16 protein-coding genes, 1 pseudogene and 1 riboswitch are annotated in these 23,694 nt (G+C 68.1%); of the genes and pseudogenes, 7 read left to right on the top strand and 10 right to left on the bottom strand.

The genetic code is table 11. The features are described 5' to 3' along the window. Positions 1–62: 62 nt before the first annotated feature. Genes L8G49_RS10940 through L8G49_RS10930 form a run of 3 tightly spaced genes read left to right on the top strand, consistent with a single transcriptional unit; the run spans position 63 to position 2,479 of the window. Entirely contained in the window at positions 63–1,271 is a 1,209-nt protein-coding gene (locus tag L8G49_RS10940; RefSeq protein WP_242185679.1) for an LL-diaminopimelate aminotransferase, read from the top strand. 10 nt (positions 1,272–1,281) lie between these two features. Continuing rightward, positions 1,282–2,055, top strand: coding sequence for a sulfite exporter TauE/SafE family protein (locus tag L8G49_RS10935; RefSeq protein ID WP_242138159.1), 774 nt, complete (start codon positions 1,282–1,284; stop codon positions 2,053–2,055). Position 2,056: 1 nt separating this feature from the next. Next, complete coding sequence (locus L8G49_RS10930; protein ID WP_242185678.1) at positions 2,057–2,479, top strand: thioesterase family protein; 423 nt, start codon at positions 2,057–2,059, stop codon at positions 2,477–2,479. Positions 2,480–2,569: 90 nt separating this feature from the next. On the opposite strand, the gene L8G49_RS10925 is transcribed toward L8G49_RS10930, so the two are convergent. The 5 genes from L8G49_RS10925 to L8G49_RS10905 form a co-directional block, all read right to left on the bottom strand. Beyond that, positions 2,570–3,253 carry a hypothetical protein gene (locus L8G49_RS10925; protein ID WP_242185677.1) on the bottom strand — a complete coding sequence of 228 codons (684 nt, stop codon included), beginning with the start codon at positions 3,251–3,253 and terminating at the stop codon, positions 2,570–2,572. Between the two features lie 138 nt (positions 3,254–3,391). Beyond that, entirely contained in the window at positions 3,392–4,843 is a 1,452-nt protein-coding gene (locus L8G49_RS10920) for an ATP-binding protein (RefSeq protein ID WP_242185676.1), read from the bottom strand. Positions 4,844–4,967: 124 nt separating this feature from the next. Beyond that, a complete protein-coding gene (locus L8G49_RS10915; protein ID WP_242185675.1) occupies positions 4,968–8,228 on the bottom strand; it encodes an error-prone DNA polymerase in 3,261 nt (1,086 codons plus the stop codon). Then, positions 8,225–9,817 (bottom strand): DNA polymerase Y family protein, encoded by a 1,593-nt coding sequence (locus L8G49_RS10910; protein ID WP_242185753.1) that lies wholly within the window; start codon positions 9,815–9,817, stop codon positions 8,225–8,227. The genes L8G49_RS10915 and L8G49_RS10910 overlap by 4 nt, the downstream gene beginning before the upstream one ends. Beyond that, positions 9,699–10,547, bottom strand: a complete 849-nt coding sequence (locus L8G49_RS10905) for a hypothetical protein (RefSeq protein WP_242185674.1) — start codon at positions 10,545–10,547, stop codon at positions 9,699–9,701. Before L8G49_RS10905 ends, L8G49_RS10910 begins: the two co-directional genes overlap by 119 nt. Positions 10,548–10,786: 239 nt before the next feature. Between L8G49_RS10905 and L8G49_RS10900 the strand changes: the two genes are divergently transcribed. After that, positions 10,787–11,422 carry a porin family protein gene (locus tag L8G49_RS10900; RefSeq protein ID WP_242185673.1) on the top strand — a complete coding sequence of 212 codons (636 nt, stop codon included), beginning with the start codon at positions 10,787–10,789 and terminating at the stop codon, positions 11,420–11,422. Between the two features lie 69 nt (positions 11,423–11,491). Here L8G49_RS10900 and L8G49_RS10895 read toward each other — a convergent pair whose 3' ends face one another. The 3 genes from L8G49_RS10895 to L8G49_RS10885 form a co-directional block, all read right to left on the bottom strand. After that, positions 11,492–13,891, bottom strand: coding sequence for a TIM-barrel domain-containing protein (locus L8G49_RS10895; RefSeq protein WP_242185671.1), 2,400 nt, complete (start codon positions 13,889–13,891; stop codon positions 11,492–11,494). Beyond that, a complete protein-coding gene (locus L8G49_RS10890; protein ID WP_242185670.1) occupies positions 13,888–15,147 on the bottom strand; it encodes an MFS transporter in 1,260 nt (419 codons plus the stop codon). Before L8G49_RS10890 ends, L8G49_RS10895 begins: the two co-directional genes overlap by 4 nt. 227 nt (positions 15,148–15,374) lie before the next feature. Further along, on the bottom strand, positions 15,375–15,848 hold the full coding sequence (locus tag L8G49_RS10885; RefSeq protein WP_242185663.1) for a GFA family protein: 474 nt from the start codon (positions 15,846–15,848) through the stop codon (positions 15,375–15,377). A gap of 113 nt (positions 15,849–15,961) precedes the next feature. Here L8G49_RS10885 and L8G49_RS10880 point away from each other — a divergent pair, with 113 nt between their 5' ends. From L8G49_RS10880 to L8G49_RS10870, 3 genes and pseudogenes are all read left to right on the top strand, one after another. Continuing rightward, on the top strand, positions 15,962–16,399 hold the full coding sequence (locus L8G49_RS10880; RefSeq protein WP_242185660.1) for a hypothetical protein: 438 nt from the start codon (positions 15,962–15,964) through the stop codon (positions 16,397–16,399). A 177-nt stretch (positions 16,400–16,576) separates the two neighbouring features. Beyond that, on the top strand, positions 16,577–18,820 hold the full coding sequence (locus L8G49_RS10875; protein WP_242185657.1) for a TonB-dependent receptor: 2,244 nt from the start codon (positions 16,577–16,579) through the stop codon (positions 18,818–18,820). Then, positions 18,817–20,163, top strand: a pseudogene (locus L8G49_RS10870) (PepSY domain-containing protein). Before L8G49_RS10875 ends, L8G49_RS10870 begins: the two are co-directional and overlap by 4 nt. Positions 20,164–20,551: 388 nt before the next feature. Here L8G49_RS10870 and thiC read toward each other — a convergent pair. Next, a complete protein-coding gene (thiC, locus tag L8G49_RS10865; protein WP_242185655.1) occupies positions 20,552–22,471 on the bottom strand; it encodes a phosphomethylpyrimidine synthase ThiC in 1,920 nt (639 codons plus the stop codon). Positions 22,472–22,512: 41 nt separating this feature from the next. Further along, a riboswitch (TPP riboswitch) is annotated at positions 22,513–22,621 on the bottom strand. A gap of 37 nt (positions 22,622–22,658) precedes the next feature. Then, a complete protein-coding gene (locus tag L8G49_RS10860) occupies positions 22,659–23,663 on the bottom strand; it encodes a ferritin-like domain-containing protein (protein ID WP_242185652.1) in 1,005 nt (334 codons plus the stop codon). Positions 23,664–23,694: the final 31 nt, after the last annotated feature.

The raw sequence follows: 23,694 nt of genomic DNA, 5'->3' as shown, positions 1-23,694 counted from the left end.
TGGGGTGACGAAGCGCGTGCGATTGGCGTAAGGATCGGTCTCCTCAAGCCGGGTTTCGCGCAATGTCCGACGATTTCTACCGCATCAAACGCCTGCCGCCCTATGTCATCGCCGAAGTCAACGCGATGCGCGCGGCGGCGCGTGCGAGCGGCGAGGACATCATCGATCTCGGCATGGGCAACCCCGATCTGCCGCCGCCGCCGCATGTCATCGACAAGCTCGTCGAGGTGGCGCGCAAGCCCGACGCGCACGGCTATTCGCAGTCCAAGGGCATCCCCGGGCTGCGCAAGGCGCAGGCGAATTACTATGGTCGCCGCTTCGGGGTCGATCTCGATCCCGAGACCGAAGTGGTCGTGACGATGGGATCGAAGGAAGGGCTCGCCAGCCTCGCCACCGCGATCACCGCGCCGGGCGACGTCGTGCTCGCGCCCAACCCGTCCTATCCGATCCACACCTTCGGGTTCATCATTGCAGGGGCCACGATCCGCGCGGTGCCGACCACGCCCGACGAAGCCTATTTCGAATCGCTCGAACGCGCGATGGCGTTCACCGTCCCGCGCCCGTCGGTGCTGGTGGTCAACTATCCGTCCAACCCGACCGCCGAGGCGGTCGACCTCGCCTTTTACGAACGTCTCGTCGCGTGGGCGAAGGAGAATCAGGTCTGGATCCTCTCCGACCTCGCCTATTCCGAGCTCTATTACGACGGAAACCCGACGCCCTCGATCCTGCAGGTGCCGGGTGCGAAGGACATTGCGGTCGAATTCACCTCGCTCAGCAAGACCTATTCGATGGCGGGCTGGCGGATCGGCTTCGCGGTCGGCAATGCCAAGCTGATCGCCGCCATGGCGCGGGTGAAATCCTATCTGGATTATGGCGCATTCACCCCGATCCAGGCGGCGGCATGCGCCGCGCTCAACGGGCCGCAGGACATCGTCGAGACCAACCGTCAATTGTACCACAAGCGCCGCGACGTGCTGGTCGAGAGCTTCGGCCGTGCCGGCTGGGATATTCCCTCGCCGCGCGCTTCGATGTTCGCCTGGGCACCGCTTCCGCCAGCACTCGCGCACCTAGGTAGCCTTGAGTTCTCCAAACAATTGCTGACAAGCGCCAACGTCGCGGTTGCGCCAGGGGTTGGGTATGGCGAGAACGGAGAAGGCTTTGTGCGGATCGCGATGGTCGAGAACGAACAGCGGTTGCGGCAGGCCGCGCGCAACGTGAAGAAGTATCTCCAGTCGATGGGCGTCAACACGCCAAGCGCCAAGGCCGGTTGACCCCAGCCGGATGATCAATCCCCTGTATTCGATGGCCGGCGTCCTCGTCGGCCTGGTCGTCGGGCTGACCGGCGTCGGCGGCGGATCGCTGATGACGCCGCTGCTGGTGCTCGTCTTCGGTTTCCATCCCGCAACCGCGGTCGGGACCGATCTGCTCTACGCGTCCGCGACCAAGACCGTCGGGACGACCGTGCACGGCTGGCGCGGCACGGTCGACTGGGGCGTGGTCGGGCGGCTTGCCGCAGGCAGCGTGCCCGCGGCGCTGCTGACCCTGGTGATCCTCCATTATGAAGGCGAGCGGTCGGCGAACACCGGGCATGTCATCTCGGTCGTGCTCGGGATCACGTTGCTGTTGTCGGGGATCGCGACGCTGCTGCGGCGGCGGATCGTCGCCGCGCTGGCGCAACGGCTGGGCATGGTCGGCACGCGGCGGCAGGCCCGCCTGACGATCGTGCTCGGCGCGGTGCTGGGCGTGCTGGTGTCGCTGACCTCGGTCGGTGCGGGGGCACTCGGAATGACCGCGTTGCTGATCCTCTACCCGACGCTGCCGATCAACCGGCTGGTCGGATCGGACATCGCGCATGCGGTACCGCTGACCCTGCTCGGCGGCATCGGCCACTGGATCCTCGGCTCGGTCGATGGCGCGCTGCTCGTCTCGCTGCTGCTCGGATCGATCCCCGGGATCGTCGTCGGGAGCCTGATCGCGACGCGCGTCTCGGACCGCATACTGAGCCCCATTCTCGCGGTCGTGCTGGCGGTCGTCGGCATCAAGCTGCTGTTCTGAGATGCGCGAAGGGTTTGCCTTTTCGACGCGATTCCGCGTGCGGTATGCCGAGATCGACGGCCAGCGCGTGGTGTTCAATTCGCGCTACCTCGAATATGCCGATGTCGCGGTCACCGAATTCTGGGACTGGAGCGGGATCGGCGCGGCACTCGGTGACGCGTGGCATTCGACCGAATTCCATGTTCGCCACACGGCGATCGACTATCTCAAGCCGTTTGTGCTGGGCGACACGGTCGAGGCGTTCGTGCGGATCGAGCGGATCGGCCGGTCGAGCCTGACGCAGACGTTCGAGCTCTGCCATGCGGAGACGGGGGACTTGCACACGGTGATCGTGATGACCGTCGTCAACGTCCACCTGCCGACGGGCAAGGCCGTGGAGATTGCCGACGACGTGCGCGGATTTCTGGAACGGATCCCCGCTTAGGCGCCCGTTCTCCCGCGGAAGCAGGAACCCGGGGTAACGGAACATGGCGCCTGTACCTCTTGGCTCCTGCCTTCGCAGGAGCACAAGACGTCAGTTGTCCTTCACCCCGACCGTCAGGTCGAACCGGATCCGTACCCATGCCCCGATCAGCGGCTTGCCGCCAATCCGTGGCGGTCGCACGCGGAACTGCCACGCCGCCAACCTGAGCGCGCGCGACAGGCCCGATCCGGGCGGCGATTCGCCGAGCGAGCGGCAATTCTCGACGTGGTAATCCGGGATCGTCTTGCAGGCGATCAGCCCATAGCCGGTCTGCACCCCGGCGGGCAGATAGGTGGCGAGCTCGGCATGGGTCGGCTCGCGATACCATTCGGCGTTATACAGCGCCGCGCCCCCCGGCCCCTCGCCCGGACCATAAGCCGCGACGCTGTCCTTGCCCTTGCCCTCGGCGTCCCCCTCGCCCTGATGCGACGGGATCTTGCCGATGTCCGAGGCAGCAAATTCGTCGTGGCTCATCTCGATGAACTTCGGGCGGACGGGCGTGACCACGGGCGGCGGTGCGACCGGCGGAGGGGGCGCCGGGGACGTCGTGGTCGTCGCCGCCTTCTGCTTGGTCGGCTTGCGCGTCGGCTGGGTCGGCTTGGGGCCGATCGCGGGTGCCTCGGGCGGGACTTCGAAGGTCTTGAGTTCACGCTGTGGCTTGGGCGGCGTGAAGACCCCGGTGCCGAGTTGCAGCAGCAAAAGCGCGACAAGTCCCTCGACAATCAGCGCAAGCACGATGCCGCGAATCCGACGTCGATCGGAGGTGGAATGGTAGGACGTCGATGCCATCAATACAGTGCCCAGAGCGCGTATTTCCGCGCTGCACCAGAATCGGGGCGATTCAAAGGCCTCTGATCACGGATGACGGCGATTTCATCCGGCATCGGCGGGCTGCGTCGTCCAGCCGAGCGTCGGGATCGTGACCGAGCGCTTCCCCGCCAGGTCGATCCGCGTGACGAACAGGTTGCGCCCCTCGATATAGCTGAGCACGCGCCGCGCGCGGCCGAGCGAGCTGGTGCCGTAGGTCTGCGCGATCTCGGCGTCGCTCGGGCATGGCATCCCCTCGCGCGCGGCCTTCGCAACGAGCAGGAACGCGCCGAGCATTTCGTCGGGGAGTTCGTGCGCGGTCGCGATCGCCTCCGCCCAGTCGCCGTCGAGCCCGTCGAGAATGCCCGCGCGCGCCGCTGCCAGCCGCCGCGCGAACCCCGAAGGGTCGAGCGGCGCGGGCGACACGCCGACCATCCGGCAGCGGACCTGGAAATCCTGGTACAGGATCGCCGCCGGCCGCGCGGTCGAATCCGGATCCTCGACGATCGCGGACAGCACGTCGCGGACCACAGCAGCGAGTTCCTCCGCGGTGTGGCGCGGCACCTCGGGAACGGGATCGGGGACCGAGTCCGCCGCGATCCGGTCGATCACCTTGGCGGCGGGCGCGGGGCGCGGGGCCGGTGGCGGGGTGGGCATCGGTTCCTCGAGCCCGAGCAGCAGCAACTGCTTCATCTCGCCGGTCGGTGCCGACGGGAGCGGGGTCAGGACCGGCCCGCCGCCGCGCGACCCGGTCTCGACCGATCCGACCTTGATCGACACTGGACGGCGGCTGACCGCGGGCCCGAGCGCGAGGAAGGTGCCGCGCGGGAGATCACGGATCTGTTCGGCCTGCCGCCGCTCCATGCCGAGCAGGTCGGCCGCACGCGCCATGTCGATGTCGAGGAAGGTGCGCCCCATCAGGAAGTTGGAGGCCTCTGCCGCGACGTTCTTGGCAAGCTTCGCCAACCGCTGTGTCGCGATGATCCCGGCGAGCCCGCGCTTGCGCCCGCGACACATCAAATTGGTCATCGCGCCGAGCGACGCGCGGCGGACCTCCTCGGTCACTTCCGCGCCCATCGACGGCGCGAACACCTGCGCCTCGTCGACCACGACGAGCGCGGGAAACCAGTGTTCGCGCGGCGCATCGAAGAGTGCGGAGAGGAAGGCGGCGGCGCAGCGCATCTGCCCTTCCATCTCGAGCCCTTCGAGATCGAGCACCACCGACGAGCGATGCTCGCGGATCCGCGTTCCGAAGCGCGCGATCTCGCCGACCGAATAATCCGCCGCCGAAATCGCGATATGGCCGTAGGCATCGGCGAGCGTGACGAAATCGCCCTCGGGATCGATGATGATCTGCTGGACCTGGCCTGCGCTGCGTTCGAGCAGGCGGCGCAGCAGATGCGACTTTCCCGAGCCGGAATTGCCCTGGACCAGCAGTCGCGTCGCCAGCAATTCCTCGAGATCGATCGGCACCGGTTGCCCGCCCGTGTCGAGCCCCATGTCGACTTGAAATGTCATGCGCGTCCAATGGCCGATGCCGGGGGGCATGGGCAAGCGTGGTGACGGGTTTGCGACGGATGAATTTGGGTTGGCTGACCGCGCCGCAGGTCGAACATGCTTCCCGGCGATCCCAGGCTGGTCCTCAATGGAAATCACGCGACTTGGGCACCAGCCGTGCGTCGCGCGGATGCCGCGAGGGGACCGGCTTGATCATCTCGTCGGCGCGCGCGAGCGGCAGCTTGATCGATTGGGGCGGGGCCGCCTCATCCCCCAGCGTGTCGAGCAGGCCGCTACGATCGAGCACCCGGCTCGCCATCAGATGGACGACGCCCTCCGGGCTGCGCTGCACCTCGCCCTCGACCAGCATCAGCCGCGACGCCATGACCTGCCGCCGCAGCGTCTCGAACAGCCGTGCCCAGATCACGACGTTGGTGACCCCGGTCTCGTCCTCGATCGTCACGAAGATGGCATTGCCCTTGCCCGGCCGCTGGCGGACCAGCACGATTCCCGCGGTCCGTACCCGTGCGCCCGCCTTGGCGGCGGTCGTCTGTGCGCAGCTGCTGATCCCCTCGGCGGCGAGCCCGGCGCGCAGGAAGGTCATCGGGTGATCCTTGAGCGACAGCCTGAGCGTCTTGTAATCGACCACGACTTCCTCGGCGGGCGTCATCAGCGGGAGCGCCATGTCGGGCTCCTCCCCCAGTTCGCGCGCGCTGGCGGCGGCGAACAGCGGGAGCGCGGCGTCGGGCGTGCGGCGTACTTCCCACAGCGCCTGCCGCCGGTCGAGCGCGAGCGAGCCGAACGCATCGACGTCGGCGAGCAACCGCAGCGCGCGTTGTGGCAGGGCCGCGCGCCGGGCCAGCGCCTCGACCGAGCCGAACGGGCCCGCCACGCGGGCGGCGACCAGCGTATCGGCCCAGGCCTGGCGGAAGCCGTCCATCTGGCGGAAGCCGAGCCGCAGGGCGAGCACCCCGGCATCGTCGGGCTCGAGGCTGTTGTCCCAGTCGCTCGCGTTGATGTCGATCGGATGGACCACGATGCCATGCTCGCGCGCATCCCGGACGATCTGCGCGGGCGCGTAGAAGCCCATCGGCTGCGCATTGAGCAGCGCGCAGGCAAACACCGCGGGCTGGTGGCATTTGATCCAGGAGGAGACATAGACCAGCCGCGCGAACGACAAGGCGTGGCTCTCGGGGAAGCCGTAGCTGCCGAACCCCTCGATCTGCTGGAACGCGCGTTCGGCGAAATCGCGGTCATAGCCACGCCCGACCATTCCCTCGACCATCTTGACGCGGAACGCATCCATCCCGCCGGTATGGCGGAAGGTCGCCATCGCGCGACGCAGCTTGTTCGCCTCGACCGGGGTGAATGCCGCGGCCACGATCGCGAGCTTCATCGCCTGTTCCTGGAACAACGGCACGCCGAAGGTCTTGCCGAGCAGATCCTTCAGTTCGTTGGGATTGTGCGGCGGGGCGGGCGAGGGATAGTCGACCTTCTCGATCCCGCTGCGCCGCCTGAGATAGGGATGGACCATCTCGCCCTGGATCGGGCCGGGGCGGACGATCGCGACCTGCACGGTCAGATCGTAGAGCGAGCGCGGTTTGAGGCGGGGCAGCATGTTGATCTGCGCGCGGCTCTCGACCTGGAACACGCCGATGCTGTCGCCCTTGCACAGCATGTCGTAAACCGCGGGATCGTCGGCCGCGATGTCCACTTCGAGGTCATGGTCGCCGAGCCCGTGTCGCCGCATCAGGTCGAAGCTCTTGCGGATGCACGTCAGCATGCCGAGCGCGAGCACGTCGACCTTCATCAGCCCGAGCGCGTCGATATCGTCCTTGTCCCATTCGATGAAGGTGCGGTCCGCCATCGCGCCATTGTGGATCGGCACGGTCTCGTCGAGCCGGTCCTGCGTCAGCACGAACCCGCCGACATGCTGCGACAGGTGGCGCGGGAATTCGAGGATCTGCTCGACCAGCCCCTTCAGCCGCGCGATCGCGGGGTTGATGGTGTCGAGCCCGGCATCGGCATAGCGCCGCTCCTCGAGCTTGCTCGCGAAGCTGCCCCACACCGTGCTGCCGAGCCGCGCGGTGACGTCTTCCGAGAAGCCCAGCACCTTGCCGACCTCGCGCACCGCGCTGCGCGGGCGGTAATGGATCACGGTCGCGGCGATCCCGGCGCGGTGGCGGCCGTAGCGGCGATAGACGTACTGCATCACCTCCTCGCGGCGTTCGTGCTCGAAATCCACGTCGATGTCGGGCGGCTCGCTGCGTTCCTCCGAGACGAAGCGCGAGAACAGCAGGTCGTGCTGGACCGGATCGACCGACGTCACGCCAAGCAGGAAACACACGATCGAATTCGCCGCCGACCCGCGCCCCTGGCAGAGGATCGGCGGGGTCTGCGCGCGCGCGAAGCGGACGAGATCGTGGACGGTGAGGAAGTAGAAGGCGTATTTCTGCTTGCGGATCAGGTGGAACTCCTCCGCGAGCAGCGCCTCGATCTTGGGCGACAGCGTCGCGCCATAGCGCGCGTGCGCCGCCTCGAGCACGAGATGCTCGAGCCAGTCCTGCGGGTCCCAGCCTTCGGGGATCGGCTCGTGCGGATATTCGTAGCTGAGGTCGCGCAGCGTGAAGCCGATCCGGTCGAGGATCACGCCGCTCTGCGCGACCGCATCGGGGCAATCGCGGAACAGCCGCGCCATTTCGTCGGCGGGCTTGAGATGCCGCTCGGCATTGGCGGCGAGGATCTTGCCCGCGGTGGTGATCGTCGTGCCGTGGAGGATGCAGGTCAGCACGTCGTGCAGCGGGCGTTGTGCGGGCCCGGCATAAAGCGCGTCGTTGGTCGCGAGCAGCGGCACCCCCGCCGCTTGCGCCACCGCCTGCAACCGCGCGAGCATCCGCCGGTCGCGCCCCTGCCGCAGCATCGTTACGCCCAGCCACACCCGGTCCCCGCACGCCGCGCGCAATTGCTGGAGCACGCCGAGGTCACGTTCGCCGCCGAGCACGATCAGCAGCAGATCCTCGTGATGATCGAGCAGGTCCGCGAAATGCAGCTCGCAATCGCCCTTTTCGGCGCGCAGGTTGCCGAGCGTCAGCAGCCGGGTCAGCCGCCCCCAGCCGAACCGCGTCGCGGGATAGGCGACGATGTCGGGCGTATCGTCCGAAAACACCAGGCGCGCGCCGACGACCAGCCGGAACGGCAGGTCGGGCAAGCCGGCCTCGGCGGCTTCCTTTACCGCCGCCTCCAGCGCGACATGCGCGCGCACCACCCCCGCGACGGTATTGCGATCGGCCAGCCCGATCCCGTCGAGCCCGAGCGCCAGCGCCTCGGCGACCATCTCATGCGGGTGCGCCGCGCCGCGCAGGAAGGAATAGTTGCTCGCCGCGACCAGTTCGGCAAAGCCGGTCATGCGAACAGCCCGTGGACGTACCATTCGGGATCGGGCTTCTCGCGATCGTACAGGCCGTGGCGGAAGATCCAGAAACGCCGCCCGCGCGTATCCTCGATCCGGTAATAGTCGCGCGTCAGTCCGGCGCCATCGGCGCGGCGCCACCATTCCGCGGCGATCCGCTCGGGTCCCTCGAACCGCGTGACGTCATGCAGCGTGCGCCGCCAGCGGAAGCGGTGCGGCGGGCCGTCGGGGACTTCGGCCATCACCTCGATTCGTTGCGGCGGGTCGAACAGATGGATCGGGCGGAGCGGCGGCTCGCCCGCATCGAGGCTCTGCCACGCGGGCACGGGCGCGGTCGGCGCGTCGAGCGCCGGAATGCTCAGCACGCCCTGTTCGGGAATATGGCTGTCGCGCGCGACGAAGCGGCGGATTCGCGTCCGCCCGACGCGCGTGCTGAGCCGGTCGACCAGCGCCGCCATGGCGTCGTCGCCGATCGCGCCGCCCTCGAGCTGCAATTGCGTCGGCGCCAGCGCCTCGATCCGCGGCACGACGAAGCGCACCATGTCGAACCCGAAGCCGGGATCAAGCGGATCGGCGAGCGCATCGATCCGTTCGCGGAACAGCCGGATCAGCGTCGGCGGGTCGCGCACCGGCAGGCCGGTCTCGACCGCGAGATCGCGCACCTGCCCGTCGCTGCGGAACAGCCGCGCGGCGAAGCGCCGTCCGCCCTTGTGCCGCTCGGCCAGCGCCGCCGCCGCCTCGGTCGCGAGGTCGGCGATCACCTCGAGGACATGCTCGGTCCGCGCGATCGGATCGGCGAAGCGGCGTTCGAAGAACAGTGCGGGAAGACGCCGTCGCGGCTGGATCCGGCTGTCGATATCGCCGAGCAGCCGCGCGAGCGTCTCGGTCGTCTCCTCGCCGAAGCGCGCGGCGATCGGCGCGGAGGGGCGCCCGGCGAGATCGCCGATCGTCTTCAACCCGGCGCGACGCAGCGCGACCAGAGTCTCCTCGGGGAGCCGCAGCGCCGCGACGTCGAGCCGGCGCAACGCCGCCGCCTCGCTCGCGGCGGGCATCGTCTGGAACCGCGCGAGCGCCTGCGCGCCATCCGGGCTGCCCGCGACGGCATGGCGGACCTGTGCGCTCCAGGGTGCGAGACGCGCCTCGACATCCGCGAGCAAAGCGTCCTCGCCGCCGAACAGGTGCGCGCAGCCGGTAATGTCGAGCGTGACGCCATCTGCCTCGTCGAGCGCGACCATCGGGGTATAGCGTTCGCACAAATCCGCGATCCGCTCGATCCAGTCCTGGTCGGCGGCGGGGGCGGCGTCATGCGCAGCAAGATCGGGCAGGCCGGCGCGGGCATCCGCCAGCGCGACGCCCGGCGCGAGGCCAAGCGCGTGCGCGCGGGGATCGACTGCGGTGATCCGCATCGCGCCACGCTGCTTCTCGACGAAGACGAACGGCGCGTCGGCCCTGCTGTCGGCGCCCCCGTCAGCCGGCGCGACGGAACCCTGCGTCCGGCAGAAACGGTCGCTCGACAGGAAGGGAAACCACAGTGCCAGATGCCGCCGTGCCGGTTCGGGACGGGATGATGACACGGTCTCGTCCATCGGATCGGCGCGGCGCATCCGCTGCGCGGAAGCTTGCTTGGTCACGGTCCCACTCCACCAGCCAGCGCCCGTCGCCGGGGCGACCACGCTGGCGCAAAAGCGTTACTTCCAGCGCCGGATAGCCCGGCGCATTGGCCTCGAGCGGCGCAGACGCCGCCGCGCTGGCGGACCAGCGCGTATCCGCTGCACTCGGCGAGGCCTGCGCATCGATCCGCAGCAACAGCACGGTGACGCCCGAACTTTCCGCGGCCAGCGCAAGCCTGCGCCCCGCGGTCAGATCGAGCATCGGCGGGTTGCGGCGCATTTCGATCACAGCGACCCCCACCGCTGCGCACCGCACCACATCCGCCGCCGCGCGGAGCACCGCGAGCGGATCGGGCAACACGCCCAGGATCAGGCGCGATGGGTCGATCCCGAGTTCGACCAGCCCGTTGGCATGAAGAATGCCCTGCTTTTCGGCCGCATCCTCCCGCAGCCACACCAGCGGTCCACCGAGCCGAACCGCGAGCATCCCGACGAATCCGGTCGCGCTCCCCGCATCCGCTGGATCGTGCGCGAACACCTCGTGCACCCGCCCGCGGGCGAGGCCGCCGGCGATCGCCTGGTCGATCCCGTCATGTCCCGTGCTCACCCGAACGGCATGAGTCGTGGAGTCGCCCAGCCCCTCGCGCTGCTCTATGGCGGCAATCTGGCGCTTCAAAAGGCGCAGCGAGGCGATCGACTCGGTCATATTTGTTCATCTTATGTTCCATATCGCGCGGATCGCGAAGCGGAGTCAACCGGCTGAATCCACTGCCGGGTGCGTAGCCGCCGATGCTCCCCCCGGTTCGCGACGAACGGGTGCCTTGGGAGGGTTCCCGCGCTCCGCAAGGCCCTGTTGCTGCATTGCAACACATTTTGCCGATCCTCCTTTTGGATGGGATCGCTTCGTGTTGTGGCCGGTTTGCGCCCCCTCAACGGAGAACACACATGCGCACGATTTTGTTGGTAGCAGCCGCCGCAGCGGCCCTTTCGGCGGGTGCCGCCTCGGCCCAGGACGTGACGACCACGACCACCGATACCACGACCACCGCAAGCGGTTCGAACACTGCGTTCCGCGGCTTCCGCCTCGAAGGCAATGCCGGCGGCGATCGCTTTCAGTCGCAGGGCCGTCATCACGACAAGTTCGGCTACGGCGCGACGATCGGCTTTGACGGCGTGATCGCCGACCGTATCGTCGTCGGTCCGGAAGCGACCTTCTGGAAGGCAGACAGCGGCAACGAGAATTGCGGCGGTGCGATCGGCGGTTCGGTCTGCCACAAGTCGTTCGAGGAATTCGGCGTCGGCGTCCGCGCCGGCTACCTGCTCACGCCGCAGGCGCTGGTGTTCGCAAAGGGTGGTTATGTCACCAACGAACAGCGCAAGCGGTTCGACGCGACGACCGGGACCGGTTCCTATTACGACCATTTCAACACCACCGGCTATCAGGTCGGCGGCGGTGTCGAATATACCGTCACCCAGGGCCGCCTGCCGGTCTATGTCGACGCACAATATGTCTACTCGCAGTATAACGACCACACGTCGCGCCAGCGCGTGATGGGCGGCATCGGCGTTCGCTTCAAGTAAGCGACCCGCCGCTTCGGCACTGAAGGGCGCGACCGGCGACGGGCGCGCCCTTTTTGCATCGGCGCGCGATTACAGCATGATGTGGAAGGTCGGCGGGTCCGCAGCCAGGCACTCGACGCTTCCACCGTGGATCAGGATCGCGCGGGTCTCGGTCACAGGCAAGACGATCGTAATGACCTTTCCCGACGATCCGCCGATCGCCCTGACCGACACCTCCATGGCCACCGTCGCATCCGTCGCGACACACTGGATCTGCCAGCGATCGGGCGCGCGGTCGGCGCCTTCGCCATCGGCGTCCTCATAGGCGTCCCAATCGAAGCGGCCTGCGCCGACCGGGGGGAACAGCCAGACTCCGCGTTCGACGGCGCCGGAACGGAACCCGCCGCGAGCGAGATTGACGAACATCCCCGACCCGGCGCGCGCGAACAGCAGCGGTGGTCCGTCGAGCGGGGCGGGCACCCGATGCTGGCTTCCACCGGCGCATATTGCCCCGCTCCACACGGCATACCACTGGCCTTGCCCGGGCAACCGCACCTCGCGTTCGCGTGCGTCCGGTTCGACCACGATCGCGGCAAGTACGTCGCGGCCGATCATATGGTCGTCACCGTCGATCCAAGCCCCCGCATCCTCGGGGTGATCCAGCCACAGCGGGCGCAGCACCGGCGCATAGTCATGCGTATAGCGGTGGAGCAGGTCGTACAGAAACGGGACCAACGTCTGCCGCAGCGCCATCAGCCGCCGGATCGCGGGAAGCGCGTCGGCGTGCATCCACGGTTCGTTGACGGTGCGGTCGTCGTTCCAGCTATGGATGCTGAAACGCGGCATCAGCACGCCCGCCTGGACCCATCGGACCAGCAGTTCGGCATCGGGCGCGGGGCCGGAGAAGCCGCCGACGTCGTGCCCGCTGTTCGACACCCCCGACAGTGCGAGCCCCAGCCCCATCTTGAGGTTGTAGCGCAGCGTCTTCCATTCGGTGCGATTGTCGCCCGACCAGGTCTGCCCGTAGCGCTGGAGCCCCGCCATCCCCGACCGCGTGACGACATAGGGCCGGACGCCCGGCGCATGCGCGACCTGCGCCGCGCGCGACGCGCGCATCATCAGCAGCGCGTGGAGCGGCAACGCGTCGGCGGCGGGGCGCGGCGACCCGAAGCCGTGAATGCGCGCGCGCGCGTCCCACACTTCATATTCGTTATTGTCGTTCCACGTCGCGGCGATGCCGTGATCGAGCAAGGCGGTCGTCACTTGTCCGCGCCACCAGGCGGCGGTCGCGGGGTTGGTGAAATCGAGATAGACCCCGGGCGCATCCCAGAATTGCGCCTCGGTCGGCACGCCGTCCGCGTCCGCGACGAGCAGCCCGGCGTCGCGGACTTCGGCGATGCGGGGATGATTGAGCAGCATCGCGGGCTTGATGTTCGCGACCAGCCGGACGCCCGCCGCCGCATAGCCAGCCGCGAAACCCGCGGGATCGGGGAATTTGTCGCGGTTCCAGTGGAACACGTAGCGTTTGTCGCCGATCGAGGTGTAGCCCGATGACAGATGGAACGAGCCGCAGCCGATGTCATGCGTCTCGAGTCCCGTGATGAAATCCGCCATCCGCGCCTGCGCATCGGGCGCGTCGGTATAAGTCATCGTCGACCCCGAATAGCCGAGCGACCAGCGCGGCGGCAGCGCGGGCTTGCCGGTCAGCCAGGTAAAGCGCCGCGTAACCGCCGCCGGATCGGGGCCAGCGATCATGTACAGGTCGAGATCGCCGCTTTCCGCCACCATGTGCCGGTACGGCCCGTGGTAATTGTCCATCTCCTGCCCGAAGTCGAAGGTGACGCGTGCAAGCGTATCGTAGAATGCGCCGTGGCAGACACCGTCGTCCTGTGCGGTGAGGACGTAGGGGATTGTCTTGTAGAGCGGGTCAGACGTCTCGGCGTCGTACCCCATCGGATCGACGCTGGTCAGCCGGAAGCGCCGCCCGCTACGGTCCATCGCGCCCGCGCGTTCGCCGAGGCCGTAGTGGCGCTCGCCCGGCTGGCGCGCGACGTAATGATAGGTGCGCCCGTCCCACCAGCCGAAGTCGTAGGCCTGCGTCGGCCGATCCGCCGCCATCGTCCGCCAGCCGCCGCCGACCCGCTGTTCCCAGACGCAATGGAATCCGTGAAGCGTGATCGTCAGCCGGATCCGCGCGGTCTCGATCACGACCTGCCCCGGGGTTTCGGTCAACGCGAATCCGGGCAAGGCAAAACCATCGGTCGCCATCCGGTCACGCCCGGGTTCGGCGATATCCCCGGCCCCCGGCGCGATCGCCCAGCTCGGCATGCTGGTGACGGTGCCATCGACGAGCAGCAGCAGCCGGACCACATCCTCCTCGAGCACGAAGACATGCGCGACCTGCCCGGCATCCGCGCGGAGCGTCACGCGCCCGGGTTCGCGTTCGGCGACCGCGAACACCGGGGGAGCGGAAAGCGTTGCGCGTCTCATGCCAGCACCTTTTTCTCGGGAGTCGCGAGCCGCCCGATCGTCAGGATCAGCACCCCCGCCCCGACCAGATCAAACAGAGCGAGGCATGCGAACAACGGGCCATAGCCGATCGTATCCGCCAGCTGCCCGATCGCCAGCGAGAACAGCAGCCCACCCGTCCACCCCGCCATCCCGACGAACCCATTCGCGGTGCCGACCTCCTCGGGGGTGAAGACATCGGCGGAGAGCGTGTTGATCAGCACCGAGATCATCTGGTGCGCAAACCCGCCGACGCAGAACAGCGCGATCGCGACCATCGGCCCCGACGCCAGCCCGATGCACCCCGGCGCGATCATCAGCACCGCGCCGATCGCGATTCCCGCGACGCGCGACGGAATCAGCTTCATCCCCGCGCGCTTCATCAGGAACGGCGACAGATACCCCCCGAGGATTCCGCCAAGATCGGCGGCGAGAAACGGCAACCACGCGAACAGCGCGATCTGCTTGAGGTCCATCCCGCGTTCGGTGACGAGATACAGCGGGATCCAGAAGCTGAACGTCTGCCACGCGGGTTCGGCGAGGAAGCGCGGCAGCGCAATCGCCCAGAAGCGCCGGGTGCGAAGAATCGCCTTGGCCGAAACCTTGCCCGGAACCACCGCCGGGCGGTCTGCTGCGATCAGTGCCTGTTCCTCGGGGGTGATCGCGAAATGGTCGGCGGGCGAGCGGTAGAAGGTGTACCACAGCGCCGCCCACACCAGCCCGAGCGCGCCGGTGACGATGAACGCCATCCGCCAGTCGTACAGCGCGCTGATCCCGATCACGACCGGCGGCGCGAGCACCGCGCCGAGCGACGTCCCCGCGTTGAACCAACCGGTCGCGACCGACCGGCTGCGCGCGGGAAACCATTCGGCGATCGTCTTCATGCCCGACGGGATCGCGGCGGCCTCGCTCAGCCCGAGCAGCCCACGAAAGAAGGCGAGCCCCTGCCAGCCCCCGGCAAAGGCGTGGAGCATGTTCGCCACCGACCAGGCGATCGCGAACAGCGCGAAACCGATCCGCAACCCGACCGAGTCGACGATATAGCCGCACACCGGCTGCATCACCGTATAGGCGAGCTGGAACGCGCCGACGATGTAGCTGTACTGCTCGGTCGAGAAATGCAGCTCGGTCTTGAGTTGCGGCGCGAGCACGCCGAGCGAGTTGCGCGCGAGATAATTGAGGATCGTCCCGAGCGAGACCAGCCCCACGATCCACCAGCGTAGCCCTCGGATCGTCACCGAACGCTACGCTCGCCGAACACGGGTTGCGACGGTCGGCATTGACGACGCGATCCTCGAACGGGCTAGGCGACTGCGCATCTCGACCGGTTCTCCCCCGACACTGGGACGGAGGCTAATCGAGAAGAACACAGCTGTCTATATTGGCCTGACCAATTCCGTTAAAGTTGCCATCCCGGTGCGGGCACGCCCGTGTCCCGCGACGCCAGTGCCCAGTCGCAGACCGGTCAACCCGGACGGATATCGCTCGTCTTGAACGATTCGACGATGGGCGAGGGATCCTCGAATTCGGTTTCATAGCTGAACGCGGTTGCGAGCCGCGCCCATGGGTGGGCGGATCGGGTGAAGATCTCCGCGATCGGACGCACCCAGCGGGAGTCATCGAGCGAGCTCGGGCGGACGACGACGGTGTCTGGCGAACCTGTCGTGGTGGTATGCGTCCAGCCTGCACATGCAGGGCATACGTATCGCGTGGAGATCGCCGCCGAATCGGCCGTTTTCTCGAGAGGCCGCGGCGCAACGTCGGACGTGAGCCTGAACCCGTCCCCGGGAACCGCGAGCCCGAGCGAAAACGCCGACGCGGTCATCTGCTGACAATCGGTGCAATGACACGCCATGGTGAACAACGGCGCCTGATCGATACGATAGCGGACCGCGCCGCAGAAGCAGCCACCGTCGAGGGGGAGAGCAAAGTCGGTCATGCGGCGGTCAACGCATGACGGCGCGATCGGTGGCACGGACGGCCGCGCCAAGGACCGCGGTTGGGCGGTTTGTCCAAGTGACTTTGCAGCCAGCGCGCGCTAGCCCGATCGGGATGACCGCGCTCAGGCCCTTTCTCCATCGCAATGCGCTCGCGGTCTGGCTGCTGATCGCCTGCGCGCTGTTGATGAAGGCGGTGGTTCCCTCGGGCTTCATGCCGGTGATGACCGCGAACGGGCTCGAGATCGTGCTGTGTCCCGGTGTCACGGCCGATGCGTCTGCCGGGGCGATGCCCGGCATGATGCACCATGCCATGCCCGCCATCGCAAAGCAGGACGGACGAACTCCCGCCAAGCAAGCGCCTGCCAAGGCCGAAACGCCGTGCGCCTTCGCCGGGCTGACCCTGCCGGGTCTCGGCGGAGTCGACATCGTCCTGCTCGTCATCGCGGTGGCGGCGATCGTCGCGGCGGGGCTGTTCTTCCAGCCCATCGCCCCGATCGCGCGGAGCGCGTTCCTGCGCCCCCCGTTGCGCGGACCACCCGTTCACCGCTGATCGGTGCCCGGCGGCCGCGAAGCCGCGTGCTTCCGCCGACGCCGTCGCGGGCCGCATCGTGGGATGCGGGCCGGGAACCGGCGCTGCCGGGCATCCCCCCAAGCGCGATCGCGCCCGTGCCACGACCGGGTGCACCACGATTCGGGCGGCATTGCCGTCCTCGAACAGGGATCTTCTATGATTCACCCCCTGCGCCGTTCGGCGCCGGTGCTGGCCGCCCTGGCCGGCGCCTTCCCGCTGAGTGCCGTCGCGCAAAGCAGCGCGGCACCGCAAGCGCCCGACGACATCCTCGTGATCGCCGAGCGCCAGACCCAATCGATCGAGCATGCGCCGACCAGCCGCGCGACCGTCACCGGCGCGCAGATCGCGACGACGATCAATGCAATCAACGTCGAGGACACGCTCAAATATCTCCCGAGCCTGGTCGTCCGCAAACGCCATATCGGCGACACCCAGGCCCCGCTCGCGACGCGCACCTCGGGGCTGGGGGCGAGCGCCCGCAGCCTGGTCTATGCCGATGGCGCGCTGCTGTCGGCGCTGATCGGCAACAACAACACCTCCGCCAGCCCGCGCTGGGGGATGGTCAGCCCCGAGGAGATCGCGCGGATCGACGTGCTCTACGGGCCGTTCTCGGCAGCCTATCCGGGCAATGCGATTGGCGCGGTCGTCTCGATCACGACCCGCCTGCCCGACCGGCTCGAGGGGACGCTGAGCGCAGGGACGAGCGTCCAGACCTTCGACCTGTACGGCGCGAAGGCGACCCTCCCGTCCTATCACGTCGCGGGAACGCTCGGCGACCGGTTCGGGCGGCTCGCCGTGTTCGGCAGCGTGACGCACACGACGAGCACCAGCCAGCCGATCTCCTATGTCACCGCCACCGCCAATCCGGCGGGGACGACCGGCGGCGTCGCCGACCGCAACCGCACCGGCGCGGCGATCCGCGTGCTCGGCAGCGGCGGGATCGAGCATCAGGCGCAGGACAACGTCAAGTTCAAGGCGGCGTTCGACGTGTCGGACCGACTCCGGCTGACCTATGTCGGCGGGCTGTTCCGCAACGATACCGCTTCGACCGCGGAGACGTATCTCGCCGCGCTTACCCCGGGCGCGCCGGTCTATACGAGCGCGTTCAGCAGCGGGGTCTATCGCTACGACCAGCGCCACTGGTCGCACGCACTCTCTGCAAACGGGACGGGCGCGCGGTTCGACTGGCAGGTGATCGGCACGCTTTACGACTTTGCAAAGGACACGCAGCGCACCCCGACCGCGCTGCTCCCCGCGGCGTTCGCTGGCGGGGCGGGGACCATCACCCGGCTCGACGGCACCGGCAGGGAGACCTTCGACGCCAAGGGTGCCTGGCGGTCCGATGCGGCCGCGACGCATACGATCAGCGCGGGGGTCCATTGGGACCGGTTTGAGGTGAACAGCAACCGCTACGCCACGACCGACTGGATCGCGGGCCCGCAAGGCGCGCTCAACCAGGCGTCGCGCGGCAAGACGCGGACCGTCGCCGGATGGGCGCAGGACGAGGTCCGCATCGCCGCGCCGCTGACGCTGACGGTCGGCGGACGCTATGAGGACTGGCGCGCCTATGACGGGTGCAATTTCTCCACCACCCCCGTGCTCTCGGTCGCACAGCCGACGCGGCGCGCGACCGGTTTCTCGCCCAAGGCGACGCTTGCGTTCGTCCCGGTGCGCGACTGGACCGTGCGCGCGTCGTTCGGCAAGGCGTATCGCTTCCCAACCGTCGGCGAGCTTTACCAGGCGGTGACCACCGGCGCGGTGCTGACCGTGCCCGACCCCAACCTCCGCCCCGAACGCGCACTGTCCGGGGAACTCGCGCTCGAACACCGCGATGCCAGCGGGACCGCCCGGCTTTCTCTGTTCACCGAATCGATCGACGATGCGTTGATCGCGCAGTCCGCGCCGTTGGTGGCGGGGTCGGCCACTGCCTACAGCTATGTCCAGAACGTCGAGCGGACCCGCGCGCGCGGGGTCGAGCTGGCGGGGACGCGGACCGACTTTCCGGTGCGCGGGGTCGATCTGTCGGGGAGCGCGACCTATACCGATGCGACCACCCGCAAAGACACCGCCTTCCCCGCCGCGGTCGGCAAGCTGCTCCCCTCGGTCCCGCACTGGAAGGCGACTGCGGTGGCGACCTGGCGCCCCACCACCGGCATCGCGCTGACTGCCGCGGCGCGCTACGCCAGCCGCAATTACGCGACGCTCGACAACAGCGATACCGTCGGGAACGCCTATATGGGCTTCTACCGCTATCTGGTCGTCGACCTGCGCGCGCGGGTCGCGGTGACGCCGCGCTACGCCCTTGCGGTCGGCGTGGATAACGTCACCAACGACCGGTACTTCCTCTTCCATCCCTTCCCGCAGCGCAGCGTCAGCGCGGAAGTGACGGCGCGGCTATGAGCGTCCAGGCCCCCGGAACCCGCTGGTACAATGCGGTATGGCGCTGGCATTTCTATGCCGGGCTGGTGTGCATCCCGTTCGTCCTGTGGCTGTCGCTGACGGGGACGCTCTATCTGTGGCGACCGCAGGTGGAGGCGTGGCTCGACCAACGGTTCGACCACCTGTCGACCGCCGCGCCCGCGCAGGCGCCCGACGCGCAGCTCGCCGCCGCGCTGCGCGCGGTGCCGGGGGCGACCTTGCGCAAATATGTCCTCCCCAGTGCGCCGGAACAGGCGGTGCGGGTGATCGTGCGCCGCGGCGGGGCCGACCAGCGCGTCTATCTCGACCCCGGGACGCTCGCGGTGCTGCAAGTGGTGCCCGAGGAGACGCGGCTGTTCGCGCTGGTGTCGCGGCTCCACGGCGAGCTGCTCGCCGGGACGATCGGCAGCTATATCGTCGAGATCGCCGCCTGCTGGGCGGTGACGATGCTGCTGACCGGGCTGTATCTATGGTGGCCGCGCGGGCGGCGCGGGCTCGGCGGGGTGCTGTACCCGCGGCTGCGCGGCGGCAAGCGGCGGTTCTGGCGCGATCTCCATGCGACCGCGGGGATCTAGGTATCGGTCTTCGCGCTCGGGCTGATCCTGACCGGCTTGCCCTGGGCGAAGGGCTGGGGAAGCTATCTGGTCGAGATCCGCACGCTGACGGGGACGAGCAAGGGGCCGGTCGACTGGACGATCGGCGGCAAGCCACCCACCGCCGACCTCCATGCCGGGATGGCCGGGATGGAGGGGATGGCGCTGCCCAACCCTCACGTCCCGCCGTCTGCCGCGGGCGAGCTGACTCGCGTCGTGCTGGCCGCGCGCCCGCTCGGGCTCGCGCCGCCGGTGCTGGTCGCGCCGCCCAAGGCACCGGGCGCGCCGTGGAAGGTGACGTCGGACGCCGCCGACCGTCCGTTGCGCGCGGAGGCGACGATCGACGGCGCGACCGGGCGGATCCTCGGCCGCAGCGGGTTTGCGCAGCGGCACTGGATCGACCGGCTGATCGGCTATGGCATCGCGGTCCATGAGGGCGCGCTGTTCGGGCTCGCCAACCAGATCGCGGGGACGATCGTCGCCTTGCTGCTCGCGCTGCTGGCCGGGTCGGGCGCGGTGCTATGGTGGCGCCGGCGACCGATCGGGCTGCTCGGCGCGCCGCTCCCGCTGACGCGGCCGCGGTTCGGGCCGGTGCTGATCGCCGCGATCGTGCTGCTGGGGTTTTATATGCCGCTGTTCGGGGGGACCTTGCTGGTGGTGCTGGCGGTGGAACGGCTGGTGTTGCGAAACCTCAGCGGAACAAGGCGTTGGCTGGGATTGGCGCGGGCGTGAGGGTCGGAAGGTTAGGGGAAAGTTAGGCGGAAACGGCTTGGCGTAGCGCCGCGTGGGTGGCGTTGCCGGGGGCGCCATTCGAACTCGGTCGAATCGAAAGTGACGAACAGCGGACACTGCTTCGTCATACCGGGCGTGTCCCGGCATCTACCGGCGGCTTGCCCGACCGCCAGTGCCCGAGATCCGTTGTGGACCCCGGCACGAAGCGACGCCTGTGCGAAACCGTATTTGTTCTCCCGCGAAGGCGGGAGTCCAGGAGTCGCGAGAACGTACGCCGTTGTTTTGCTTGGCCCTGGATTCCCGCCTTCGCGGAAAACGGCAAAGGAAGGGTCCGTATCCCACTTTCGGAAGGGGGTCTAACACGAGGCCGGTGTGACGATCGGTCCGTTCACGCCGCCGGCAGGTAAATCTCCCCGCCCTTCTCCCGGAACGTTTCGCTCATCGCCGCCATCCCGGCCTCCGCATCGGCGTGCGTCGTGCCCTTGGCGAACGCCGCGCGCTCCGCGTCGACGTCAGCCGCCCCGCCCGCCGCGAGGAACCCATCCGCCGGGCCGTTCTGCTTCGCCGCAAAGTCCCGCACTTCCTGCGTGATCTTCATCGAGCAGAATTTCGGCCCGCACATCGAGCAGAAATGCGCGGTCTTGGCGCCTTCCGCGGGAAGCGTCTGGTCGTGATACTGCTCGGCCGTGTCCGGATCCAGCGACAGGTTGAACTGGTCGCGCCAGCGGAAGTCGAAGCGCGCGCGCGACAGCGCGTCGTCACGCATCTTGGCCGCCGGATGCCCCTTGGCGAGATCGGCGGCGTGCGCGGCGAGTTTGTAGGTCACCACGCCGACCTTGACGTCGTCGCGGTCGGGGAGGCCCAAATGCTCCTTGGGGGTGACGTAGCAAAGCATCGCGGTGCCATACCAGCCGATCATCGCCGCACCGATCCCGCTGGTGATATGGTCATAGCCCGGCGCGATGTCGGTGGTGAGCGGCCCCAATGTGTAGAACGGCGCCTCGCCGCACACTTCGAGCTGCTTTTCCATATTCTCCTTGATCTTGTGCATCGGCACATGGCCGGGGCCTTCGATCATCACCTGGACGTCGCTCTTCCACGCGCGGTGGGTGAGCTCGCCGAGCGTGTAGAGTTCGCTGAACTGCGCTTCGTCGTTGGCGTCGGCGATCGAGCCGGGGCGCAGGCCGTCGCCCAAGGAATAAGCGATGTCATAGGCCTGCATGATTTCGGTGATCTCGTCGAAGCGTTCGTAGAGGAAGCTCTCCTTGTGGTGTGCGAGGCACCATTTCGCCATGATCGACCCTCCGCGCGAGACGATCCCCGTCACGCGCTTCGCGGTCATCGGGATGTAGGCGAGCCGCACGCCCGCGTGGATCGTGAAGTAATCGACACCCTGTTCGGCCTGTTCGATCAGCGTGTCGCGGAAGATCTCCCAGGTCAGGTCCTCGGCGACGCCGCCGACCTTTTCGAGCGCCTGGTAGATCGGCACGGTGCCTACGGGCACGGGGCTGTTGCGCAGGATCCATTCGCGCGTGTCGTGGATGTTGCGGCCGGTAGACAGGTCCATCACCGTGTCCGCGCCCCAGCGGATCGACCAGACCATCTTGTCGACTTCCGCCGCGACGTTCGACGCGACCGCCGAGTTGCCGATGTTGGCGTTGATCTTGACCAGGAAGTTGCGGCCGATCGCCATCGGCTCGGATTCGGGGTGGTTGACGTTGTTGGGGATGATCGCGCGACCGCGGGCGACTTCGTCGCGGACGAATTCGGGGGTGACGTAATCGGGGATCGACGCGCCGAACGATTCGCCGTCGCGGATCAGCTTTTCCTTGGCGGCGGCGCGACCGAGGTTTTCGCGGATCGCGACATATTCCATCTCGGGGGTGATGATGCCGCGCCGCGCGTAATGCATCTGGCTGACGTTCGCACCCGCCTTGGCGCGCAAGGGGCGCTTGATGACGTTGGGGTATTGCGGGACGCCCGCCGAACGATCGGGGCCGGTGAGGCCATTGTCCTCGGGGCGGATTTCGCGTGCGTCGTAGGATTCGACGTCGCCGCGCGAAAGGATCCAGTCGCGGCGGAGCTGCGGGAGCCCCATGTTGATATCGATCTGAGCGCGGGGGTCGGTGTAGGGGCCGGAGGTGTCGTAGACACGCAAGGGGGGCTCGAGCGCGGACGGATCGAGCATGATTTCGCGCATCGCGACGCCCGCGCCGGGGATGTTGGCGTGCGGCACGTGAATTTTCCGCGAGCCACGGATTGCTCCGGTGGTGACGCCAATTTCGGTGCGGGCAGGTATGTCGGCCATTGTGTCGCTCCTCAAATCGGACGAGCGACAACGGAACCCGGGCGTGGACACCGCTCCCTCCCTCCGCCCGTGCTAACGGGATCAGGTTCAAACGGGTCGTGGCTTCAGCCACCTCTCAGCTGCTCTGGCGCAGCCCCCCGGGGAATGACGATGGTGTAGTCGTTTCAATCGGCGAAGAAAAGCACCGTCAGCTGGCAGCGCTCATCTTGATGGTGCCGTTGATGCCGTTGGGGAAGAAGCCCCCGCCGACAACCGCATTGCGGTTGAGATAGACGATGTTGAGCACCTGCCCCGGCGTGCGGCTGAACGTGATGCCGCTCGCGTCGGTCGGCACGAGGTTCGCGGTCGTGCCGTCGCCGATCCCCTGATCGAGATCGGTCGTGCCATCGAGGCTGTCGCGCGCATCGCTGATCGCATTTGCATTGGTGCGCAGCGTCGGTGCCGCAATGCCCTTTGCGTACAGGACGGTGCGGATCAGCCCGGCGTGATAGGCCTCGGTCGCCAGGATGCCGGCCGCCGCGTCGATCAGCAGGCTCTGCGCGATCAGCGGCGATGCGCCCTTATAGGCGGTGACGCCGACGTCCTCGAAGATGAACGCCGCCAGCAGGAAATTCTCGTCGCTGGCATAGGGGTCGAAGGTAGCGGTCGCGCCAATGATTCCGGCCGCCCGCGCCGCAGCGGTGAACGCGCCGGTCGCGCCGCCGTCGATGTTGATCGCGGGCTGCGCGACGACCGACGTGCCCAGCACCGACCGGAGGAAGGCCACGTGCGCGACCTCGTCCGCCGCGATCTCGCGGGCATATTGCTGGACGATGGGATCGGTGAAGGTCACCGCCCGGCCGCCGGTAACGCCGCCCTGCGTGCCCGTGCCGGTCAGCAAGGCAGCGGGCAGGCCCGCGCCGGTGACGGCAAAGCTGTAGAACTGCGCCTCGAGATATTCGAGGTTGAGCGCGAAGTTGAACGTGTCCTGGTCCTTCAGCACGTCGGTCGAGGCGGGGCTCGGCGTGGCGCTGGCGGTGTCGGTCGGGGTCGGCGTCGCGGTGCTGGAGCCGCTGCCGCCGCAGGCCGAGAGCAGTGCGCTGCCGCCGACCGCGAGCGACGCCGCGCCCGCGCTGCGCAGGAACGTGCGACGGGCGGCGCGACGGCGATCGCTCGCGTCGAGCACTTGCAGGAGAAGGTCGCTATCGATCACTGGAAACACTCCGGTACGGGCGCGAAGAAGA

The sequence above is a fragment of the Sphingomonas sp. CARO-RG-8B-R24-01 genome (assembly GCF_022662295.1).
GTDB lineage: Bacteria > Pseudomonadota > Alphaproteobacteria > Sphingomonadales > Sphingomonadaceae > Sphingomonas.
The sequence above is the reverse complement of the archived record's forward strand: the minus strand, read 5'-3'. Positions and strand labels throughout refer to the sequence as shown.

What these genes read in the sequence shown, in the direction of transcription:
- L8G49_RS10940 (WP_242185679.1), top strand. Translation starts at nt 63, where the DNA reads ATGTCCGACGATTTCTACCGCATCAAACGCCTGCCGCCCTATGTCATC.
- L8G49_RS10935 (WP_242138159.1), top strand. Translation starts at nt 1,282, where the DNA reads ATGATCAATCCCCTGTATTCGATGGCCGGCGTCCTCGTCGGCCTGGTC.
- L8G49_RS10930 (WP_242185678.1), top strand. Translation starts at nt 2,057, where the DNA reads ATGCGCGAAGGGTTTGCCTTTTCGACGCGATTCCGCGTGCGGTATGCC.
- L8G49_RS10920 (WP_242185676.1), bottom strand. Translation starts at nt 4,843, where the DNA reads ATGACATTTCAAGTCGACATGGGGCTCGACACGGGCGGGCAACCGGTG.
- L8G49_RS10915 (WP_242185675.1), bottom strand. Translation starts at nt 8,228, where the DNA reads ATGACCGGCTTTGCCGAACTGGTCGCGGCGAGCAACTATTCCTTCCTG.
- L8G49_RS10910 (WP_242185753.1), bottom strand. Translation starts at nt 9,817, where the DNA reads ATGGACGAGACCGTGTCATCATCCCGTCCCGAACCGGCACGGCGGCAT.
- L8G49_RS10905 (WP_242185674.1), bottom strand. Translation starts at nt 10,547, where the DNA reads ATGACCGAGTCGATCGCCTCGCTGCGCCTTTTGAAGCGCCAGATTGCC.
- L8G49_RS10900 (WP_242185673.1), top strand. Translation starts at nt 10,787, where the DNA reads ATGCGCACGATTTTGTTGGTAGCAGCCGCCGCAGCGGCCCTTTCGGCG.
- L8G49_RS10895 (WP_242185671.1), bottom strand. Translation starts at nt 13,891, where the DNA reads ATGAGACGCGCAACGCTTTCCGCTCCCCCGGTGTTCGCGGTCGCCGAA.
- L8G49_RS10885 (WP_242185663.1), bottom strand. Translation starts at nt 15,848, where the DNA reads ATGACCGACTTTGCTCTCCCCCTCGACGGTGGCTGCTTCTGCGGCGCG.
- L8G49_RS10880 (WP_242185660.1), top strand. Translation starts at nt 15,962, where the DNA reads ATGACCGCGCTCAGGCCCTTTCTCCATCGCAATGCGCTCGCGGTCTGG.
- L8G49_RS10875 (WP_242185657.1), top strand. Translation starts at nt 16,577, where the DNA reads ATGATTCACCCCCTGCGCCGTTCGGCGCCGGTGCTGGCCGCCCTGGCC.
- thiC (WP_242185655.1), bottom strand. Translation starts at nt 22,471, where the DNA reads ATGGCCGACATACCTGCCCGCACCGAAATTGGCGTCACCACCGGAGCA.